This is a genomic window from Pseudomonas sp. HMSC063H08 (genome assembly GCF_001813645.1).
In the GTDB taxonomy this organism is placed as follows: domain Bacteria; phylum Pseudomonadota; class Gammaproteobacteria; order Pseudomonadales; family Pseudomonadaceae; genus Pseudomonas; species Pseudomonas aeruginosa.
Window position 1 is genome coordinate 45,921 of record NZ_KV813365.1, and the last position, 17,292, is coordinate 63,212.

The window sequence follows — 17,292 nt, forward strand, 5'->3', positions numbered from 1 at the left end:
GGCAGGGCCGCCGTGGGAGCCGGGGGTGGGTAATTTTGTCGCAGATGAAAAAGACTGTTGTGCGCGGCGTGCTTCATGGCGAAGGGGCGGGCGCTTATTATTAGCAAGCTAATGATAACCGGAGTCAGCCTATGTCCAGAATCGAAGTCGCCGTGCTGGTGGGGACGTCCGTTCCCGAATCGCTGCGCAGCAAGGGATTGCTGGCCTGTTGGATCCTGATGGTGGACGGCGCCATGTGGGCCGGCCCCTTCACCAGCCGTGACGAGGCGGAAGCCTTGAAGGGAACCTGGGAACTGAGTTGGCCGCTGGAGGCGGCGATCTCCGCCTGAGCCAAGGCCCTTGCCTTGCCGAAAAGCCCGCCGAGCGTGGGCTTTCTGTTGCCTGCGGAAACGCCCTAGCGGCGGCCCACCAGCAAGCCGAGGAGGAAGCCGGCGCCGGCCGAGACGGCGATGGTCTGCCAGGGGTGGTCCTCGACGTATTCCTCGGTCGCTTCGGCGGCCGCCTGGCTGCGTTGCACCACGCCGCGGCGGGTGCGCTCGATGGCGTCGCGACCACGATGCAGCACGGAATTGATCTGTTCACGCAGGTTCGCGCCCTCCTTGCCGGCCAGGCTGCCGGTGCCGCTCATCAACTGGTCCACCTCGGCGATCAGGTCCTGCAGTTCGGCCATGGCCTGGTCCTGGATAGCCTGCTTGGCGCGAGCGGAGCGGGTTTTCAGAGTCATGTCGGTCTCCTTGACGAGGATGGTTACCTAGGTATGGAGTCGCCCGCTTCGCTGAAAGTTGCACGGCATGGCCTGCGTCGGGGGCTTCCGTAGCATGCGGGAGAGCCGTTTCAGGATGCCCCGGCCTCGCCGCGCAGGTAGCGGTCGAGGTCGATCGCTTCGCCGCTCTTGAGTTTCAGGCGTCGGCGCAGGTCGTCGAACATAGCGTCGTACTCGCGGCGCTGGCGCACGATCGGTCCCTGCCGCAAGCGCAGGCCGTGGCGCCGGGCCAGGCGACTGGCACGGCTGGCGAAATGCACGGCGGCGTCGCGCGGCAGTTCGAAGCTTTCGCTGAAAGGCTGGCCGTCGATCCGGCCCTCCATGTCGAAGTGTACGGCCACCGGGCGGGCCTCGGCCTCCAGGACCCGGTAGCGCAGGTGGATATCGAATGCCTGGCGGTCGACTTCGCTGGCCGAGGCGAGATGCAGATGGCCGGGAATGAACATGGCCTGCCTCCTTTTCGGATAACCGGGGAAATGCCCTTGCCTGCCAGGGTATGCTTCGCCGGCCTCGGGACGGCTGTCCCAGGTCAGTTTTTTCCGGATTGGAGTGGGGATGCGAATGGCGCTGGGAGCGTTCGGGTGTTGACTGACTGGGCCGCGTACGCCGGGCTGTTCCTCTCGGCGTTCGGTTCGGCGACCCTGCTGCCGTTGCAGTCGGAAACCGTGCTGGCCGCCTTGCTGCTGCGCGGCGGCCAGTCGGTCGCGTGGCTGCTGGCGTTGGCCATCGTCGGCAATGTACTGGGTTCCTGGGTCAACTGGTGGCTGGGTCGCTACCTCGAGCATTTCCGCGGTCGCCGCTGGTTTCCCGTGGGCGAGGCGCAGTTGCTCAGGGCGCAGCGACACTATCGCCGCTACGGCCGCTGGACCCTGCTGCTCAGTTGGGTGCCGGTCATCGGCGATCCGCTGACGCTGGTGGCCGGCATCATGCGTGAGCCCTGCTGGAGTTTCCTGCTGATCGTCGGCCTGGCCAAGACGCTCCGCTACCTGGCCCTGGCTGCGCTGGTGCTGGGCTGGGCCGGCTGAGCGCTTCGTCGGCGAGCGTAGAACTATTTTTCGCGGGGCAATGTCCATTGCTGCGAGGTGTAACTGCCGCCTCATCGCCCCCGGGGCCTTTAGTTGCCGCTGTGGTCCCGGGGGCTTCTCTTTTGCCTGTTTCCGGCGACGCGAGGTGCGCAATGACGAGGGTGGTTGCGGGATCGCTGGTCTGCCTGCTGCTCGGTTCGGCGCCGGCCTGGGCTTCCACGGCCGAGGCGTGGCAGGCGCACGACGCCATGGTGCGTGCCGCCTGCCTGAAAGCCAGCGGCTTGCGCCAGGTACGCGCGGTGGGGCAGGTACTGCCCTTCGACGATGAGGTGGGCTATTCGGCGCTGCTCCTGCAGGGCCGCGATCCGCAGCCGCACATGCAGGGCCGCCAGGGCCGCGAGCTGTGTCTGTACCGGCGCGCCACCGGCAAGGCCAGCGTCAGCGAGGCCGACGCCCTGCTCAAGCCTTGAGTTCGGGGTCGTCGTTGTCCGGAAGTTCGCGCTCGCCAGGATCCTTGCCGTCTTCCGAATGGTGCTCGATCACCGCGTTCAGCTCGGCGCCGAACAGCACCACTGCCGCCGACAGGTAGAAGTACAGCAGGAGGATGATGATCGCCCCGATGCTGCCGTACATGGCGTTGTAGTTGGCGAAGTTCTTCACGTAGAAGCCGTAGGCGAGGGACGCGGCGATCCAGGCGATCACCGAGAGCACCGAGCCGGGAGTGATGAAGCGGAAACGCTGCTCGACATCCGGCACCAGGTAGTAGAACAGCGCCACCGCGAGCATCAGCAGGAACACCGCAAGAGGCCAGCGCAGCCAGGTCCAGAGCGTCACCAGGTACTGTTCCAGACCGACCAGGCCGGCGATCCAGGCGATCACCTGCGGCCCGGTGACCATCAGGCCGGCCGCCACCAGCAACAACAGGGCGATGCCGAGGGTGTAGAGGATCGACAGGGAGAAGCGCTTCCATACCGGGCGGCTCTCCTTCACGTCGTAGGCGGCGTTGAGCGCGATCATCATCGAGCGGATGCCCGCCGAGGAGGTCCACAGCGCCACCGCGATACCGATCGACAGCAGGCCGCCTTTCTGCTGCTGCAACTGGTCGATCACCGGGTTGACCTGATCCATCGCCTCGGGCGGCAGCAGCAACGCCGCCTGCTCGCGCAGCCAGGCGAAGAACTCCGGTAGGTGCAGGTAGCCTACGAGGGTGATCAGCACCAGCAGGAACGGAAACAGCGAGAACAGCATCTGATAGGCGAGGGCCGAGGCGTAGGTCGGCATGTCGTCCTCGAGGAACTCATTCACTGTGCGCTTGACCAGGCCGAACAGGCCTATTTCCCGATAAGCCGTACGGAACATTCCATCTCCTTGCTGTGTGCGTGCCGATGACGATCGACCACCGATGGCCGCTTGCCGCCAGGCATTTTCCGTTGGGTGAAATTCGTCGCGTCCTTTCTGGGACGCCACGGCGGGCGAATTGGTTCGTCGCCGGCGTCATCATTCGGTCGCATCCGTTAGCCAGACTGCGCCTGCCCGCCGCGCGGCGGGCCTCCGTCCAACTTCTCAGAAATGGAGCGCACCATGTCTGTCGACCTGAAGAAAATCGCCGCTGCCTTTCCCGAGTTCCAGTTGTCCAGCAAGAGCCGCCACGACGGCGCGCTGTTGTTGCAGTTGCAGGCCGCCGACGGCCGCTACGTGGCTCGCACCATACCCTCGCCGCAGCTCAGCGCGCCGCCGGAGACCGAATGGCTGATCCGCAGCATCCGCCGGGAACTGGCCGTGCCGGGCATGGAAATGGCGATGGCGGCACGCTGAGTTTTTTCGCCGCGGGAACCGATGATGCGATAATTCCGCCTTTCCACACAGCTGACGGGAAGGCAATGAAGCGCGAGAAGGTTCGGGACAGGCAGGCGGCAGGGAAGATCTCGGCGACCCACATCATCGCCAATCCCACCCTGGCCAGGGAATGGATCGTGTTCTTCAAGAAGGACGGCGGGCGCAGTTATTTCCTGGTCGACGAGAGCGACGAGGTGATGTCGTTCCGCCGGCTCGACGACGCGGTCAAGGAGCTGCGCGGGCTGGGCATCAAGTTCGCGGAGATCCATCTGTAGGAGCGGCGTCGCGCGGACCCCACTGGCCAGCCTTGCGCGCCCGCGCTTCTTCCTCGGCGAACCGGTACTGGCCGCGCGCCTCGGCCGTCTGGCCGCTGTCCGGCGCGTCGCGCCAACTGGCCAGGCCAATGGTCAGCAGGGCCAGCCCGGCATCCAGGGTATGTCCGCAGGTGGGGCAGTCGGCCGGGGTGACCCAGGCCGCGCCGAGGATGCGGAAGCGCGCGTCGCGGCCTTGCTCGCGGATGGTCGCCGATTTGCCGAGCAGCATGTCTTTCAGGGCTTCCCGGGCGCGCCGACGCCAGGGCTCGGCGGCCGGTAGCTCGACGGCGTTGAGCTGGATGCGCAGTGCCTTGTTCGCGCCGGGCAGGCGGCAGCCCAGGCTGGCGTCGTCGTGTATCGCCACCACCGTGCAGTCGAAGCGGCGCTCCCCGGCGTCGGCGGCGAACGCCAGGGCGGCGCAGAGCGGCAGCAGGGCGAGGGTGCGGAAGATCATGGGCTACTCCGGCGGAGGTCAGCGTCGACGCGAGGATAGGTTGCTGCAGGTTGCCAGGTCCACCGGGCCGACATAGGGATTGCCCCAGCCCATCACGCAGCCGACCATGTGGTTGCGCTGGCGCTCCCAGGTCTGTGGCGGGTACTGCTTGTGCCAGGCGTTGTAGAGCTGGCGATCCTGCTTCGACAGGCGCAGGCCGTAGCGGTCGCTCATGTAGAAGTAGGTGCGGGCGATCATCCCGCGAATCTGCGGGCGTGGCATCGCCTTGCGCGCCTTGAAGTCCACCACCATCGGGCAGGCGCCGTATTGCTGGGGTTTCTGCGGCAGCCAGCCGAAGCCGAAGTTGCTGCGGTCGCCGTTGACCTCGCCGATGCTCGGCACCAGGTTGTGCAGGTCGGCCTCGGCGCGCTGGTAGGTGCTGTCGTGCCTCGCGCAGTTGCTCCGCCCGCCGTTCTGCCAGCAGCGTCGCTGGTGACCGATCACCCAGGCCGGAACGATGTGTTCCCACTCGATGCGCCGCGCGCGGTTGGCGTTCTTCCTCGGCTTGTAGCCGCAACTGGCGAGGTCGACACGATTTCCCGAGTAGCGACAGCCGCAGTAGAACTCCACGGATTGCCGGGCGTAGAGCTTCCAGCCGATTTTCTTCGCTTCGGAGAACGTGCGCGGGGCGTTGGCCTGGCCGGCGCTGGCGAGGAGGAGGGCGAAAAGGCCTACAAACAAACGGGAAAGCATGCGGCAACTTCCAAAAAAATCCGCATGTTACTGATTTTGCAGGAGATGCCAATCGTGGCCAGTCCATGGCCAGGCGAGGGGCGGACCTTCCCGTTTGCGCCGCGTCCATGCGATGGTTAGTATGCGTTCCGTATATGTTTTGTAGTCGAGGTGTAGTGTGGGCCTGGTGAAGATTTCCGAGCAATTGCACGAAGAGGCGCGCATCGCCTGCAAGGCCATGTCGCGCTCGATCAATGCCCAGGCCGAGCACTGGATGCGCATCGGCATGCTGATCGAAGCCAATCCCGGCCTGACCTATGCGCAGGTGCTACGCCAATTGATGGACGAAGCGCGCGAAAGCGACCGCCGCGAGCAGGGCGCGGCGAGGATCTCGGGATGATCAAGAGCGCGGAGGAAATCCAGCGCATGAGCGTGGCCGGCGCGCTCACCGCGAAAGTCCTCGAAGCCCTCGACGAGGTGGTGCGGCCAGGCATCAGCACGGCAGAGATCGACCGCTTCTGCGAGCGCTACATCGTCGACACCCTCGCGGCGATTCCCGGCAGCAAGGGGCAGTACGGCTATCCGTTCACGGTGAACACCTCGGTCAACGAGGTGGTCTGTCATGGCTGGCCGTCAGCACAGCAGTTCCTCCGCGACGGCGATATCGTCAACGTCGACGTCACGGTGATCAAGGACGGCTATTTCGGCGACAGCAGCAAGATGTACCGGGTCGGCGCCATCGACCGCAAGGCGCAGAAGCTGCTCGACGTCACCCGCGAATGCCTGTACCGGGCGATCCGCGTGGTGCGCCCGGACGCCACCCTCGGCGATATCGGGCATGCCATCCAGAGTCACGCCGAAGCCAACGGTTATTCGGTGGTCCGCGAATACTGCGGGCATGGCATCGGCCGCAAGATGCACGAGGCGCCGCAGGTCCTGCACTTCGGTCGCGCTGGCGCGGGTGCGCGGCTGAAGGCCGGGATGACCTTCACCATCGAACCGATGATCAACCAGGGCGGCCACGCGGTGAAGCTGCACAAGGACGGCTGGACCGTGACCACCCGCGACCGCCGTCTGTCGGCCCAGTACGAGCACACCGTGCTGGTCACCGAGCGGGGTTGCCGGGTCCTGACCCTGCGCGACGAGGAGCGCGAGGCGCTGGCCGACCTGGCTGGCTGATCGACGCCCGGCCTGGTTACACTGCGACGACTTTTCCGAAGGGAGGCTGGCGGGTGTCCGGCAGGCGTTTTGGCGAGTTCGAACTGCGCGCCACCTGGTTGCGCGAGGACAGCGGCTATCTGGCCGAGATCGAGATAACCAGCATCGACGACGGACGCACCGAATGGCTGGTGCTGCCGGGCCAGCCGCCATGCGAGAGTGCGGCGGCCGCGCTGTCGCTGGCGGAAGCGGCGCTGTACCGGGTGCGCGGCTTCGATGCGCGGGGCCGGCCGCTGTTTTCCGACTGAGCCTGCTGGCAAATCGCATGGTGCATTTCGCACGATCTTGCAGTTTGCACGGGCCGCTTCGCTGAGTATTTTCACAACTTATTGATTTTAAATGCTTTTAATTTTCCATGTGGCTGGCATGAAAGCTGCCACCTTTCCCCGTGTTGCGGCTGCGCTGAAGTTCGCGGTCGGTTTTCATGCAAGAGGGGATAAACGATCATGGAAAAGTCCATCAAGATGCTGTTCGATGCCTTCCAGGCCACCTTTGCCGTATCCACCCAGATGCGTCCGGACGGCGGCGCCCTGCTGACCCTGCGCAACGGCGAAGAGATCGTGACCCGTCGCGTGGTGTCCGCCGCTCAGTTGGCCGACGAGAAGCGCATGTACTGGTTCATCAACGCCGTGCGCCGCGACCTGGCCCTGGAGGCGGGGAGCCTGCCGGTGGATGTAGTCGGCACCCTGCGTCGTTTGCAGGAGCGCGGCCTGCCGAGCTACATGGCGGGCTGAACGGTTCGTCCGGAATCCTGGCGGAGGCCTCCGGCAGGGCGGGCGAGAGTGCTAGAGTGAAGCTTCGAGGGGGCTGGGCGAGGATCGACCGGCCCCCGCTCGTGTCGGAAGGGAAGGCCAGGGCTGGCCTGCCCGTTCGGCGCTTCGGCGGGCTGGCGCAGAACGATGCAAGGTCGTTCGGGTCAGCATCAGGGATGAAATGACTGACAGGAGTCGGGATGCTGCGTTACGTCGTGGGTTTTCTCGCGTTCACCGTGCTGGCAGCCTATCTGTTGCTGGGGGTTTCCCAGCACGCCTTCCTGCCGTGACCGGTCGGCGTGGCGGCTTCAGCTGCGTTGTGGAAGAGGCTGTGGCGGTCGCGCGGGATGCCGGTTTTCGGCTTGCCGTGCCTTGCGTTGCAGGCGTGCGCGCCGACGTGGCACGCGCAGGAAGGCCCACAGGGTGACGCCGGCGAGGCCCAGCCAGGCGACGATCAGCAATGTGACGAAGGATTCGGGAGTCATGGTTCGTCCTCCTCTTACCCAAGGATAGACCCTGCGGGAAGGGGAATTACTGCAATCGGTCTTCGACCATGGTCTGAAACGCGGTCACTCGGGGCCGGCGCCGACCAGGGCCAGGCAGCCGGTCAGGCTGGTCAGCAGGGGCAGGGCTAGCAGGAAAGCCAGCCAGATGGCCTCCATGCGCAACAGCGTGGCGCCGAGGAACAGCGCGACCAGGAGGATGGTCATGAGCAGGGCGGTCCAGCCGAAGTACATGGCGAAGTTGTCGATGCCCAGGCCGATGCCCCAGCCCAGCAGCAGGGCCCATACCCCGGCCAGCGCCAGGCCGAGGGCCAGCATGCTCGCCAGGGTCCGGGCGGACGGGGCATGCAGCGGGTGGTTGCGGAATAGCTCGTAGAAGATCGGCGTATTCATCGGCGTCACCTCCGCAGGGGAACTTCCAGCCTAGCCCAGCGGGCGAGACGGCCCTAGACCTATTTGTCATTACGGGGCGTGACCTCAGGCCGCTAACATCCATCTTTTCCAGGCGATGCCGTGCATCGGGCTGCGGGCCCGCTCACCGTTCGTCGCGCTGAGTCGAAAAAGAAACCGAAAGGGTTGCGTGCATGAGTGGCGAACTCGCCTCGTTCGAGGTGGATGGGTATCAACTGGTCTATCAGGACCTGGGTGAGGGCACGCCGGTGCTACTGGTCCACGGTTCGCTCTGCGACTACCGCTACTGGCAATGGCAGTTGCGCAGCCTTGGCGAGCGCCACCGGCTGATCGTGCCGAGCCTACGTCACTACTACCCCGAGCGCTGGGACGGGCAGGGTGCGGACTTCACCAGCGCCCGCCACGTCGCCGACCTGCTGGCGCTGGTCGAGCGGCTCGGCGAGTCGGTACACCTGCTCGGCCATTCCCGTGGCGGCAACCTGGCGTTGCGCCTGGCGCTGGCCGCTCCGGACGCCCTGCGTTCGCTGAGCCTGGCCGATCCCGGCGGCGACTATGCCGCCGAGGTCTACGCTCACGCCTGCCTGCCTGCCCCCGAGGAGCCATTGGAACGCAACCAGTTCCGGCGCCAGGCGCTCGAATTGATCCGTGGCGGCGAGGCGGAACGGGGACTGGAACTGTTCGTCGATACGGTGAGCGGCGCCGGGGTATGGAAACGCTCGTCGGCGACGTTCCGCCGAATGACCCTGGACAACGCCATGACCCTGGTCGGGCAGGTGGCCGACCAGCCGCCGGCGCTGGCGCTGTCGGAACTGCGCTCGATCGACCTGCCGAGCCTGATCCTCAATGGCGAACGCAGCCCGCTGCCATTCCCGGCCACCGCCGAGGCGCTGACGGCGGCCCTGCCGCGCGCCGAGCTACAACGCATCCAGGGCGCGTCCCATGGCCTCAATGCCACCCGTCCGGCGGCTTTCAACCGGTCGGTACTGGAGTTCCTGGCGCGCGTCGATGGCGTTGCGCCGGAGGCGGAAACGTCCTGAAGCGAGGCCGGGTGAACTGACCGCTCGTCAGCTCGCCGCGGATGCTTTACCATGGGCGCTTCGCGCCGGATCAGCTCCGGCGTTTTTCGTCAGTATCCATTCCCAGTGATCTCCGTCCGCGCGCTTCGGCGCAGGGGTGCCGCAAGGCGCCTGCCACTGTGAGGCAGGCCGGCCCGGCGGGCGACGCTTACTGGCACATCCCAACCCACGTGGCCTTTGGTAGGGGTCACCACTAGGAGAGGAGGCGCCATGCCCATCATTACTCTTCCCGACGGCAGTCAACGTTCCTTCGATCACCCGGTCTCCGTGGCCGAGGTGGCCCAATCCATCGGCGCGGGCCTGGCCAAGGCGACCCTCGCCGGCAAGGTCGACGGCCGCCTGGTCGACGCCTGCGACACCATCGATCGCGACGCGACCCTGCAGATCATCACGCCCAAGGACGAGGAAGGACTGGAGATCATCCGCCACTCCTGCGCCCACCTGGTCGGCCATGCGGTCAAGCAGCTCTATCCGACCGCGAAGATGGTCATCGGCCCGGTGATCGAGGAAGGCTTCTACTACGACATCTTCTTCGAGCGCCCCTTCACCCCCGAGGACATGGCGGCGATCCAGCAACGCATGCGCGAGCTGATCGACAAGGACTACGACGTGATCAAGAAGATGACCCCGCGCGCCGAGGTCATCGAGCTGTTCAAGTCCCGTGGCGAAGACTACAAGCTGCGCCTGATCGACGACATGCCGGACGAGAAGGCCATGGGCCTGTACTTCCATGAGGAGTACGTGGACATGTGCCGCGGCCCGCACGTGCCGAACACCCGCTTCCTCAAGGCGTTCCAGCTGACCAAGATTTCCGGCGCCTACTGGCGCGGCGACTCGAAGAACGAGCAGCTGCAACGTATCTACGGCACCGCCTGGGCCGACAAGAAGCAACTGGCGGCCTACATCCAGCGCATCGAAGAGGCCGAGAAGCGCGACCATCGCCGCATCGGCAAGCAGCTCGACCTGTTCCACCTGCAGGAAGAGGCGCCGGGCATGGTGTTCTGGCACCCGAATGGCTGGAGCGTCTACCAGGTGCTTGAGCAGTACATGCGTAAGGTCCAGCGCGACCATGGCTACGTCGAAGTACGTACCCCGCAGGTGGTCGACCGCATCCTCTGGGAGCGTTCGGGCCACTGGTCGAACTACGCCGAGAACATGTTCACCACCTCCTCGGAAAGCCGCGACTACGCGGTCAAGCCGATGAACTGCCCGTGCCACGTGCAGATCTTCAACCAGGGCCTGAAGTCCTATCGCGACCTGCCGCTGCGCCTCGCCGAGTTCGGCGCCTGCCACCGCAACGAGCCCTCCGGCGCGCTGCACGGGATCATGCGCGTGCGCGGCTTCACCCAGGACGACGCGCATATCTTCTGCACCGAAGAACAGGTGAAGAAGGAAGCGGCCGATTTCATCAAGCTGACCCTGCAGGTCTACCGCGACTTCGGTTTCACCGACATCGCCATGAAGCTGTCGACCCGTCCGGCCAAGCGCGTCGGTTCCGACGAGCTGTGGGATCGCGCCGAAGGCGCGCTGGCCGATGCGCTGAACGAATCCGGCCTGGCCTGGGAATACCAGCCGGGCGAGGGCGCGTTCTACGGGCCGAAGATCGAGTTCACCCTGAAGGACTGCCTCGGTCGTAACTGGCAGTGCGGCACCCTGCAGTACGACCCGAACCTGCCGGAGCGCCTGGACGCCAGCTACATCGCCGAGGACAACAACCGCAAGCGCCCGGTGATGCTGCACCGTGCGATCCTCGGGTCCTTCGAGCGCTTCATCGGCATGCTCATCGAGCACTACGCCGGAGCCTTCCCGGCCTGGCTGGCGCCGACCCAGGCAGTGGTGATGAACATCACCGACAAGCAGGCCGATTTCGCCGCCGAGGTGGTGCGGATCCTCGGGGAAAGCGGATTCCGTGCCAAGTCCGACTTGAGAAACGAGAAGATCGGCTTTAAAATCCGCGAGCATACTTTGCTCAAGGTTCCCTATCTCTTGGTTATTGGAGATCGGGAAGTTGAATCGAAGGCCGTCGCGGTGCGTACGCGCGAAGGGGAAGACCTGGGCTCCATGCCCGTCACCCAGTTCGCTGAGCTGTTGGCACAGGCGGTTTCCCGGCGTGGTCGCCAAGACTCGGAGTAATCATTATTAAGCGTGAAATGAGACAGGATAAGCGAGCTCAACCGAAACCCCCGATCAACGAGAACATCTCGGCTCGTGAGGTACGGTTGATTGGAGCTGATGGCCAGCAGGTTGGTGTTGTTTCGATCGATGAGGCGATCCGCCTAGCCGAAGAGGCGAAGCTGGACCTGGTTGAGATTTCGGCCGACGCGGTGCCTCCTGTCTGCCGCATCATGGACTACGGCAAGCACCTGTTCGAGAAGAAGAAGCAGGCTGCGGTCGCCAAGAAGAACCAGAAGCAGGCGCAGGTCAAAGAAATCAAGTTTCGTCCAGGGACGGAAGAAGGGGATTACCAGGTAAAACTACGCAACCTGGTACGTTTCCTTAGTGAAGGGGACAAGGCCAAGGTATCCCTGCGATTCCGCGGCCGTGAGATGGCTCACCAGGAGCTGGGGATGGAGCTGTTGAAGCGGGTCGAAGCCGACCTCGTGGAGTACGGCACCGTCGAGCAGCATCCTAAGCTGGAAGGACGCCAGCTGATGATGGTCATCGCTCCCAAGAAGAAAAAGTAACCACCAGGGCACTGGCAGGCCTTGCGGTTATGCGTAATCACTCAATGCGGAGTATCCGAACATGCCAAAGATGAAGACCAAAAGTGGCGCGGCCAAGCGCTTCAAGAAGACTGCTGGTGGCCTCAAGCACAAGCACGCCTTCAAGAGCCACATCCTGACCAAGATGACTACCAAGCGTAAGCGTCAACTGCGCGGCACCTCGATGCTGAACAAGTCTGACGTTGCGCGCGTAGAACGCTCCCTGCGTCTGCGCTGATTATTAAGGTAGAGGATTAATTCATGGCTCGTGTTAAGCGTGGCGTTATCGCCCGTCGTCGTCACAAGAAAATTCTGAAGCTCGCCAAGGGCTACTACGGTGCACGCTCGCGCGTGTTCCGCGTTGCCAAGCAGGCGGTGATCAAGGCTGGCCAATACGCCTACCGTGACCGTCGTCAGCGCAAGCGTCAGTTCCGCGCACTGTGGATCGCCCGTATCAACGCTGGTGCTCGTCAGAACGGTCTGTCCTACAGCCGTCTGATCGCCGGCCTGAAAAAGGCGGCCATCGAGATCGACCGTAAGGTCCTGGCCGATCTGGCAGTGAACGAAAAAGCGGCGTTTACCGCGATTGTCGAGAAAGCGAAGGCAAGCTTGGCTTAAGCCCTACGACAATCACCGGACTTCGGTCCGGACGTAACGTCACCGATAGGGGAAGAGCCTTACCGCTCTTCCCCTATTTTGTATCTGGAGTCCATACATGGAAAACCTGGATGCGCTGGTCTCTCAAGCATTGGAGGCTGTGCGACACACCGAAGACGTCAATGCCCTGGAGCAGATCCGGGTTCACTACCTCGGCAAGAAAGGCGAACTGACCCAGGTGATGAAGACCCTGGGCGACCTGCCGGCCGAAGAGCGGCCGAAGGTTGGCGCGCTGATCAACGTGGCCAAGGAAAAGGTCCAGGATGCGCTGAACGCGCGTAAGACCGAGCTGGAAGGGGCCGCGCTGGCCGCCCGGCTGGCCGCGGAGCGCATCGATGTCACCCTACCCGGTCGTGGCCAACTGAGCGGCGGCCTGCATCCGGTCACCCGCACGCTGGAGCGCATCGAGCAGTGCTTCAGCCGCATCGGCTACGAAGTCGCCGAAGGCCCGGAAGTCGAAGACGACTACCACAACTTCGAAGCGCTCAATATTCCGGGCCACCACCCGGCGCGTGCCATGCACGATACTTTCTATTTCAATGCGAACATGCTGCTGCGTACCCACACCTCACCGGTGCAGGTGCGGACCATGGAGTCCCAGCAGCCGCCGATCCGCATTGTCTGCCCGGGGCGCGTCTACCGCTGCGACTCCGACCTGACCCACTCGCCGATGTTCCACCAGGTGGAAGGCCTATTGGTGGACGAGGGCGTCAGCTTCGCCGACCTCAAGGGCACCATCGAGGAATTCCTCCGCGCCTTCTTCGAGAAGCAGCTCGAAGTGCGCTTCCGTCCGTCCTTCTTCCCCTTCACCGAGCCGTCGGCCGAAGTGGACATCCAGTGCGTGATCTGCAGCGGCAAAGGCTGCCGCGTGTGCAAGCAGACCGGCTGGCTGGAAGTCATGGGGTGCGGCATGGTGCACCCGAACGTGCTGCGCATGTCCAACATCGATCCCGAGAAATTCCAGGGCTTCGCCTTCGGCATGGGCGCCGAGCGCCTGGCCATGCTGCGCTACGGGGTGAACGACCTGCGTCTGTTCTTCGATAACGATCTGCGCTTCCTCGGACAATTCCGCTAGGCCAGAACGCAACCGGATTCCTTAGGAGAACAGGATGAAATTCAGTGAAAAGTGGCTGCGGAGCTGGGCAAATCCGCAGGTTTCCCATGACGAGCTGGTCGCTCGCCTGTCCATGGTCGGCCTCGAGGTCGACGCCGACCTGCCGGTCGCCGGCGCCTTCAGCGGCGTGGTGGTCGGCGAGGTGCTCTCGACCGAACAGCATCCGGACGCCGACAAGCTGCGCGTCTGCCAGGTCAGCAACGGCAGCGAGACCTTCCAGGTCGTCTGCGGTGCGCCCAACGTGCGCGCGGGCCTGAAGATTCCGTTCGCCATGATCGGCGCCGAACTGCCGGGCGACTTCAAGATCAAGAAAGCCAAGCTGCGCGGCGTCGAGTCCTTCGGCATGCTCTGCTCGGCCAAGGAATTGCAGATCAGCGAAGAGAACGCCGGTCTGCTCGAGCTGCCGGCCGACGCGCCGGTCGGCCAGGACGTCCGCACCTACCTGGAGCTGGACGACTACACCATCGAGGTCGGCCTGACCCCGAACCGCGGTGACTGCCTGTCGCTCGCCGGCCTGGCCCGCGAAGTCAGCGCCATCTACGACGTCCCGCTGGCGCCGGTGGCGGTGGACGCGGTCGCCGCGCAGCACGACGAGACCCGTCCGGTCGAGCTCGCCGCGCCGGCTGCCTGCCCGCGCTACCTCGGCCGGGTGATCCGCAACGTCGACCTGAGCCGGCCGACCCCGTTGTGGATGGTCGAGCGCCTGCGCCGTTCCGACATTCGCAGTATCGATCCGGTGGTCGACGTCACCAACTACGTGATGATCGAACTGGGCCAGCCGATGCATGCCTTCGACCTTGCCGAGATCAACGGCGGCGTGCGCGTGCGCATGGCCGAGGACGGCGAGAAGCTGGTCCTGCTCGACGGCCAGGAAATCACCCTGCGCGCCGACACCCTGGTGATCGCCGACCACCAGCGCGCCCTGGCCATCGCCGGGGTGATGGGCGGCGAGCACAGCGGCGTCAGCGACAGCACCCGCGACCTGTTCCTCGAAGCCGCGTTCTTCGACACCATCGCCCTGGCCGGCAAGGCCCGCTCCTATGGCCTGCACACCGACTCCTCGCATCGCTTCGAGCGCGGCGTCGACAGCCAGTTGGCGCGCAAGGCCATGGAGCGTGCGACGCGCCTGATCCTCGACATCGTCGGCGGCGAGCCGGGGCCGATCGTCGAGCAGGTCAGCGAAGCGCACCTGCCGAAGGTCGCGCCGATCACCCTGCGTGCCGAGCGCGTGACCCAGATGCTCGGCATGCCGCTGGACGCCACCGAGATCGTGCGCCTGCTGCAAGCCCTGGAGCTGACTGTGGTGGCCGATGGGGAAGGGCAGTGGTCGGTCGGCGTACCGAGCCATCGCTTCGACATTTCCCTGGAAGTCGACCTGATCGAGGAGCTGGCCCGTCTCTACGGCTACAACCGCCTGCCGGTGCGCTACCCGCAGGCGCGCCTGGCGCCGAACAACAAGCCGGAAGCGCGCGCCGCGCTGCCGCTGCTGCGTCGCCTGCTGGTCGCCCGCGGCTACCAGGAAGCGATCACCTTCAGCTTCATCGATCCGGCCCTGTTCGAACTGTTCGATCCGGGCACCCAGCCGCTGACCCTGGCCAACCCGATCTCCGCCGACATGGCGGCGATGCGTTCCAGCCTCTGGCCGGGCCTGGTCAAGGCGCTGCAGCACAACCTCAACCGCCAGCAGTCGCGGGTCCGCCTGTTCGAAAGCGGCCTGCGCTTCGTCGGTCAACTGGAAGGCCTGAAGCAGGAAGCCATGCTCGCCGGCGCCATCTGCGGCAAGCGCCTGCCGGAAGGCTGGGCCAATGGTCGTGACGGCGTGGACTTCTTCGACGCCAAGGCCGATGTCGAGGCAGTGCTGGCCAGTGCCGGTGCCCTCGGCGACTTCAGCTTCGTGCCCGGCGAGCACCCGGCGCTGCACCCGGGGCAGACCGCGCGCATCGAGCGGGACGGGCGGCTGGTCGGCTACCTGGGCGCGCTGCATCCGGAACTGGCGAAGAAGCTCGACCTCGAGCAGCCGGTGTTCCTCTTCGAGCTGCTGCTGGCCGAAGTAGTCGACGGCCACCTGCCGAAGTTCCGCGAGCTGTCGCGCTTCCCCGAAGTGCGCCGCGACCTGGCGCTGCTGGTGGACCAGGACGTGCCGGCACAAGACATCCTGACACAAATCCGTGCGGCGGCCGGCGAATGGCTGACGGACCTCAGGCTGTTTGATGTGTATCACGGTAAAGGCATTGATCCGCATAGAAAAAGCCTTGCCGTCGGCTTGACCTGGCAGCATCCATCGCGCACTCTTAATGACGATGAAGTCAATAGCACGACGCAGAACATCGTCACGTCGTTGGAAGAAAGGTTCAATGCCACGTTAAGGAAATAGCGTATGGGGGCTCTGACGAAAGCTGAAATTGCGGAACGTCTGTACGAAGAGCTGGGCCTGAACAAACGGGAAGCCAAGGAGTTGGTGGAGTTGTTCTTCGAAGAGATCCGCCAGGCGCTGGAGCATAACGAGCAGGTCAAGTTGTCCGGTTTCGGCAACTTCGACCTGCGCGACAAGCGCCAGCGCCCCGGACGCAACCCGAAGACCGGCGAAGAAATCCCGATCACGGCCCGCCGCGTTGTCACCTTTCGTCCAGGGCAGAAACTGAAGGCCAGGGTTGAGGCATATGCTGGAACCAAGTCATAACGACGAGCTGCCACCGATTCCCGGCAAGCGCTACTTCACCATCGGCGAAGTCAGCGACTTGTGCGCGGTCAAGCCCCACGTGCTGCGCTACTGGGAGCAGGAATTCCCGCAGCTCAACCCGGTGAAGCGCCGCGGAAACCGCCGCTATTATCAGCGCCAGGACGTGCTGATGATCCGCCAGATCCGCGCGCTCCTCTACGACCAGGGCTTCACCATCGGCGGGGCGCGCCAGCGCCTCTCCGGCGACGAGGCCAAGGACGACGTCACCCAGTACAAGCAGCTCATCCGCCAGATGATCGCCGAGCTGGAGGAAGTCCTACTGGTCCTGAAGAAGTGACGGAAGCAAAAAAAACTTCCACTTATCAGAAGCTTAGTATATAGTGCGGCTCACTTCGGAAGCACAGCCACTGAGCTCGGAAGTACAGTCGGGGCGTAGCGCAGCCTGGTAGCGCACTTGCATGGGGTGCAAGGGGTCGAGTGTTCGAATCACTCCGTCCCGACCAAAAATCCCTAGAAAATCCAGTCACTTAGCAGTGACTGGATTTTTTTATATCTGCTGCTTTTGTAGCGCTTCCGAATTTTGCCCCACTTTTTGCCCCACCGGAAAATCTTGCCGGTTTGCAGGCTATTTTGCGGTGTTCCTTGAGTCGAGTAGTCCCTGGGTCTTCCAGCCATTTGAGCGAGTGACTAGAGCTTTATCCCCGAAGCACGCGAATTTGTTCCTTCAGATACAGATCCTTTTCATCCTCCATTTGAAGAAGGATTTCCAGGACGCGGGCTCTAGAAATCTCGTGATCTTTGCAGAATCTATCCAGCCGCTTGATCGCCTTGTCACTCAGGATGAAGTTGTACTGCTTCTTCCCTTTAGCGTCCTTGCGACGGATTTTCTGTCGCCAAAGCCGCCTGACCGTCGCGATGCAATGGGCCCTCTCAATGGTGCTCCACCTAAAGGTGTCGAGGGCTTGTAGCAGACGTTGATGGCTTTCTGGGCGCGCGTTAGGGAACACCTGGTTCGAGAGGTTTTTACTCAGCCACTCCCAGGCGTGTAGTGGTCAACCCATCCCGGACAGTGGGTT

25 protein-coding genes and 1 tRNA gene are annotated in these 17,292 nt (G+C 64.1%); 19 read left to right on the forward strand and 7 right to left on the reverse strand.

Going from position 1 to position 17,292, the window contains the following annotated elements; translation table 11 throughout:
- The first annotated feature begins 131 nt into the window (after positions 1-131).
- Positions 132-329 (forward strand): hypothetical protein, encoded by a 198-nt coding sequence (locus HMPREF2924_RS05360; RefSeq protein WP_003090804.1) that lies wholly within the window; start codon positions 132-134, stop codon positions 327-329.
- 65 nt (positions 330-394) lie between these two features.
- Here the strand turns inward: HMPREF2924_RS05360 and HMPREF2924_RS05365 are convergent, their stop codons facing one another.
- Entirely contained in the window at positions 395-724 is a 330-nt protein-coding gene (locus HMPREF2924_RS05365) for an ElaB/YgaM/YqjD family protein (protein WP_003090802.1), read from the reverse strand.
- Between the two features lie 110 nt (positions 725-834).
- Entirely contained in the window at positions 835-1,209 is a 375-nt protein-coding gene (locus HMPREF2924_RS05370) for a DUF5064 family protein (RefSeq protein ID WP_003090800.1), read from the reverse strand.
- Between the two features lie 135 nt (positions 1,210-1,344).
- On the opposite strand from HMPREF2924_RS05370, the gene HMPREF2924_RS05375 reads away from it, so the two are divergent.
- Both HMPREF2924_RS05375 and HMPREF2924_RS05380 read left to right on the forward strand, forming a co-directional pair.
- Positions 1,345-1,788, forward strand: coding sequence for a YqaA family protein (locus tag HMPREF2924_RS05375; protein ID WP_003131004.1), 444 nt, complete (start codon positions 1,345-1,347; stop codon positions 1,786-1,788).
- Positions 1,789-1,940: 152 nt separating this feature from the next.
- Positions 1,941-2,258, forward strand: coding sequence for a hypothetical protein (locus HMPREF2924_RS05380; RefSeq protein WP_023094653.1), 318 nt, complete (start codon positions 1,941-1,943; stop codon positions 2,256-2,258).
- Here the strand turns inward: HMPREF2924_RS05380 and HMPREF2924_RS05385 are convergent.
- A complete protein-coding gene (locus HMPREF2924_RS05385) occupies positions 2,248-3,147 on the reverse strand; it encodes a YihY/virulence factor BrkB family protein (protein WP_003090797.1) in 900 nt (299 codons plus the stop codon). The genes HMPREF2924_RS05380 and HMPREF2924_RS05385 overlap by 11 nt on opposite strands.
- 222 nt (positions 3,148-3,369) lie before the next feature.
- Here HMPREF2924_RS05385 and HMPREF2924_RS05390 point away from each other — a divergent pair, with 222 nt between their 5' ends.
- Together HMPREF2924_RS05390 and HMPREF2924_RS05395 are read left to right on the forward strand one after the other, a co-directional pair.
- Positions 3,370-3,603 (forward strand): DUF3509 domain-containing protein, encoded by a 234-nt coding sequence (locus tag HMPREF2924_RS05390; protein WP_003090796.1) that lies wholly within the window; start codon positions 3,370-3,372, stop codon positions 3,601-3,603.
- Positions 3,604-3,668: 65 nt separating this feature from the next.
- Entirely contained in the window at positions 3,669-3,899 is a 231-nt protein-coding gene (locus HMPREF2924_RS05395; protein WP_003090795.1) for a hypothetical protein, read from the forward strand.
- On the opposite strand, the gene HMPREF2924_RS05400 is transcribed toward HMPREF2924_RS05395, so the two are convergent.
- Together HMPREF2924_RS05400 and HMPREF2924_RS05405 are read right to left on the reverse strand one after the other, a co-directional pair.
- Positions 3,874-4,392, reverse strand: coding sequence for a thermonuclease family protein (locus tag HMPREF2924_RS05400; protein WP_003090794.1), 519 nt, complete (start codon positions 4,390-4,392; stop codon positions 3,874-3,876). The two genes, HMPREF2924_RS05395 and HMPREF2924_RS05400, sit on opposite strands and share 26 nt — an antisense overlap.
- Positions 4,393-4,410: 18 nt before the next feature.
- Complete coding sequence (locus tag HMPREF2924_RS05405; RefSeq protein WP_003099106.1) at positions 4,411-5,124, reverse strand: endonuclease; 714 nt, start codon at positions 5,122-5,124, stop codon at positions 4,411-4,413.
- Positions 5,125-5,281: 157 nt separating this feature from the next.
- On the opposite strand from HMPREF2924_RS05405, the gene HMPREF2924_RS05410 reads away from it, so the two are divergent.
- The 4 genes from HMPREF2924_RS05410 to HMPREF2924_RS05425 all read left to right on the forward strand — a co-directional run bounded on the left by HMPREF2924_RS05410 (position 5,282) and on the right by HMPREF2924_RS05425 (position 7,055).
- Positions 5,282-5,503, forward strand: a complete 222-nt coding sequence (locus tag HMPREF2924_RS05410; protein WP_003114412.1) for a ParD-like family protein — start codon at positions 5,282-5,284, stop codon at positions 5,501-5,503.
- Positions 5,500-6,282, forward strand: coding sequence for a type I methionyl aminopeptidase (gene map, locus HMPREF2924_RS05415; RefSeq protein ID WP_003131007.1), 783 nt, complete (start codon positions 5,500-5,502; stop codon positions 6,280-6,282). The genes HMPREF2924_RS05410 and map overlap by 4 nt, the downstream gene beginning before the upstream one ends.
- A 53-nt stretch (positions 6,283-6,335) precedes the next feature.
- On the forward strand, positions 6,336-6,569 hold the full coding sequence (locus tag HMPREF2924_RS05420; RefSeq protein ID WP_023094654.1) for a hypothetical protein: 234 nt from the start codon (positions 6,336-6,338) through the stop codon (positions 6,567-6,569).
- Positions 6,570-6,767: 198 nt separating this feature from the next.
- Complete coding sequence (locus HMPREF2924_RS05425) at positions 6,768-7,055, forward strand: DUF3509 domain-containing protein (RefSeq protein ID WP_003090684.1); 288 nt, start codon at positions 6,768-6,770, stop codon at positions 7,053-7,055.
- A gap of 326 nt (positions 7,056-7,381) precedes the next feature.
- Here the strand turns inward: HMPREF2924_RS05425 and HMPREF2924_RS05430 are convergent, their stop codons facing one another.
- A complete protein-coding gene (locus HMPREF2924_RS05430) occupies positions 7,382-7,558 on the reverse strand; it encodes a hypothetical protein (RefSeq protein ID WP_003099098.1) in 177 nt (58 codons plus the stop codon).
- 84 nt (positions 7,559-7,642) lie between these two features.
- Positions 7,643-7,969, reverse strand: coding sequence for a hypothetical protein (locus tag HMPREF2924_RS05435; protein WP_003090681.1), 327 nt, complete (start codon positions 7,967-7,969; stop codon positions 7,643-7,645).
- A 191-nt stretch (positions 7,970-8,160) separates the two neighbouring features.
- On the opposite strand from HMPREF2924_RS05435, the gene HMPREF2924_RS05440 reads away from it, so the two are divergent.
- The 10 genes from HMPREF2924_RS05440 (at position 8,161) to HMPREF2924_RS05485 (ending at position 16,719) form a co-directional block, all read left to right on the forward strand.
- Entirely contained in the window at positions 8,161-9,024 is an 864-nt protein-coding gene (locus HMPREF2924_RS05440; RefSeq protein ID WP_003131008.1) for an alpha/beta fold hydrolase, read from the forward strand.
- Between the two features lie 249 nt (positions 9,025-9,273).
- On the forward strand, positions 9,274-11,196 hold the full coding sequence (gene thrS, locus HMPREF2924_RS05445) for a threonine--tRNA ligase (protein WP_003090677.1): 1,923 nt from the start codon (positions 9,274-9,276) through the stop codon (positions 11,194-11,196).
- The gene (gene infC / locus HMPREF2924_RS05450; protein WP_003119938.1) at positions 11,196-11,747 is read left to right on the forward strand and encodes a translation initiation factor IF-3; all 552 of its coding nucleotides are present in this window, start codon (positions 11,196-11,198) and stop codon (positions 11,745-11,747) included. Before thrS ends, infC begins: the two co-directional genes overlap by 1 nt.
- A 61-nt stretch (positions 11,748-11,808) precedes the next feature.
- The gene (gene rpmI, locus HMPREF2924_RS05455) at positions 11,809-12,003 is read left to right on the forward strand and encodes a 50S ribosomal protein L35 (protein ID WP_003090673.1); all 195 of its coding nucleotides are present in this window, start codon (positions 11,809-11,811) and stop codon (positions 12,001-12,003) included.
- Between the two features lie 23 nt (positions 12,004-12,026).
- Positions 12,027-12,383 (forward strand): 50S ribosomal protein L20, encoded by a 357-nt coding sequence (gene rplT / locus HMPREF2924_RS05460; protein ID WP_003099086.1) that lies wholly within the window; start codon positions 12,027-12,029, stop codon positions 12,381-12,383.
- A 97-nt stretch (positions 12,384-12,480) separates the two neighbouring features.
- Positions 12,481-13,497, forward strand: coding sequence for a phenylalanine--tRNA ligase subunit alpha (gene pheS / locus HMPREF2924_RS05465; RefSeq protein ID WP_003131009.1), 1,017 nt, complete (start codon positions 12,481-12,483; stop codon positions 13,495-13,497).
- A 34-nt stretch (positions 13,498-13,531) separates the two neighbouring features.
- Positions 13,532-15,910 carry a phenylalanine--tRNA ligase subunit beta gene (gene pheT / locus HMPREF2924_RS05470; protein WP_003131010.1) on the forward strand — a complete coding sequence of 793 codons (2,379 nt, stop codon included), beginning with the start codon at positions 13,532-13,534 and terminating at the stop codon, positions 15,908-15,910.
- A gap of 3 nt (positions 15,911-15,913) precedes the next feature.
- Complete coding sequence (gene ihfA, locus HMPREF2924_RS05475; RefSeq protein ID WP_003090661.1) at positions 15,914-16,216, forward strand: integration host factor subunit alpha; 303 nt, start codon at positions 15,914-15,916, stop codon at positions 16,214-16,216.
- Positions 16,197-16,553 (forward strand): MerR family transcriptional regulator, encoded by a 357-nt coding sequence (locus HMPREF2924_RS05480; RefSeq protein WP_003090655.1) that lies wholly within the window; start codon positions 16,197-16,199, stop codon positions 16,551-16,553. Before ihfA ends, HMPREF2924_RS05480 begins: the two co-directional genes overlap by 20 nt.
- Before the next feature lie 89 nt (positions 16,554-16,642).
- Positions 16,643-16,719, forward strand: a tRNA-Pro gene (locus tag HMPREF2924_RS05485).
- Positions 16,720-17,292: the final 573 nt, after the last annotated feature.

What these genes read in the sequence shown, in the direction of transcription:
- pheS (WP_003131009.1), top strand. Translation starts at nt 12,481, where the DNA reads ATGGAAAACCTGGATGCGCTGGTCTCTCAAGCATTGGAGGCTGTGCGA.
- map (WP_003131007.1), top strand. Translation starts at nt 5,500, where the DNA reads ATGATCAAGAGCGCGGAGGAAATCCAGCGCATGAGCGTGGCCGGCGCG.
- HMPREF2924_RS05390 (WP_003090796.1), top strand. Translation starts at nt 3,370, where the DNA reads ATGTCTGTCGACCTGAAGAAAATCGCCGCTGCCTTTCCCGAGTTCCAG.
- rpmI (WP_003090673.1), top strand. Translation starts at nt 11,809, where the DNA reads ATGCCAAAGATGAAGACCAAAAGTGGCGCGGCCAAGCGCTTCAAGAAG.
- HMPREF2924_RS05440 (WP_003131008.1), top strand. Translation starts at nt 8,161, where the DNA reads ATGAGTGGCGAACTCGCCTCGTTCGAGGTGGATGGGTATCAACTGGTC.
- ihfA (WP_003090661.1), top strand. Translation starts at nt 15,914, where the DNA reads ATGGGGGCTCTGACGAAAGCTGAAATTGCGGAACGTCTGTACGAAGAG.
- HMPREF2924_RS05435 (WP_003090681.1), bottom strand. Translation starts at nt 7,969, where the DNA reads ATGAATACGCCGATCTTCTACGAGCTATTCCGCAACCACCCGCTGCAT.
- rplT (WP_003099086.1), top strand. Translation starts at nt 12,027, where the DNA reads ATGGCTCGTGTTAAGCGTGGCGTTATCGCCCGTCGTCGTCACAAGAAA.
- HMPREF2924_RS05360 (WP_003090804.1), top strand. Translation starts at nt 132, where the DNA reads ATGTCCAGAATCGAAGTCGCCGTGCTGGTGGGGACGTCCGTTCCCGAA.
- HMPREF2924_RS05430 (WP_003099098.1), bottom strand. Translation starts at nt 7,558, where the DNA reads ATGACTCCCGAATCCTTCGTCACATTGCTGATCGTCGCCTGGCTGGGC.
- HMPREF2924_RS05365 (WP_003090802.1), bottom strand. Translation starts at nt 724, where the DNA reads ATGACTCTGAAAACCCGCTCCGCTCGCGCCAAGCAGGCTATCCAGGAC.
- HMPREF2924_RS05385 (WP_003090797.1), bottom strand. Translation starts at nt 3,147, where the DNA reads ATGTTCCGTACGGCTTATCGGGAAATAGGCCTGTTCGGCCTGGTCAAG.
- HMPREF2924_RS05480 (WP_003090655.1), top strand. Translation starts at nt 16,197, where the DNA reads ATGCTGGAACCAAGTCATAACGACGAGCTGCCACCGATTCCCGGCAAG.
- HMPREF2924_RS05405 (WP_003099106.1), bottom strand. Translation starts at nt 5,124, where the DNA reads ATGCTTTCCCGTTTGTTTGTAGGCCTTTTCGCCCTCCTCCTCGCCAGC.
- HMPREF2924_RS05370 (WP_003090800.1), bottom strand. Translation starts at nt 1,209, where the DNA reads ATGTTCATTCCCGGCCATCTGCATCTCGCCTCGGCCAGCGAAGTCGAC.
- thrS (WP_003090677.1), top strand. Translation starts at nt 9,274, where the DNA reads ATGCCCATCATTACTCTTCCCGACGGCAGTCAACGTTCCTTCGATCAC.
- HMPREF2924_RS05400 (WP_003090794.1), bottom strand. Translation starts at nt 4,392, where the DNA reads ATGATCTTCCGCACCCTCGCCCTGCTGCCGCTCTGCGCCGCCCTGGCG.
- HMPREF2924_RS05425 (WP_003090684.1), top strand. Translation starts at nt 6,768, where the DNA reads ATGGAAAAGTCCATCAAGATGCTGTTCGATGCCTTCCAGGCCACCTTT.
- pheT (WP_003131010.1), top strand. Translation starts at nt 13,532, where the DNA reads ATGAAATTCAGTGAAAAGTGGCTGCGGAGCTGGGCAAATCCGCAGGTT.
- HMPREF2924_RS05395 (WP_003090795.1), top strand. Translation starts at nt 3,669, where the DNA reads ATGAAGCGCGAGAAGGTTCGGGACAGGCAGGCGGCAGGGAAGATCTCG.
- HMPREF2924_RS05380 (WP_023094653.1), top strand. Translation starts at nt 1,941, where the DNA reads ATGACGAGGGTGGTTGCGGGATCGCTGGTCTGCCTGCTGCTCGGTTCG.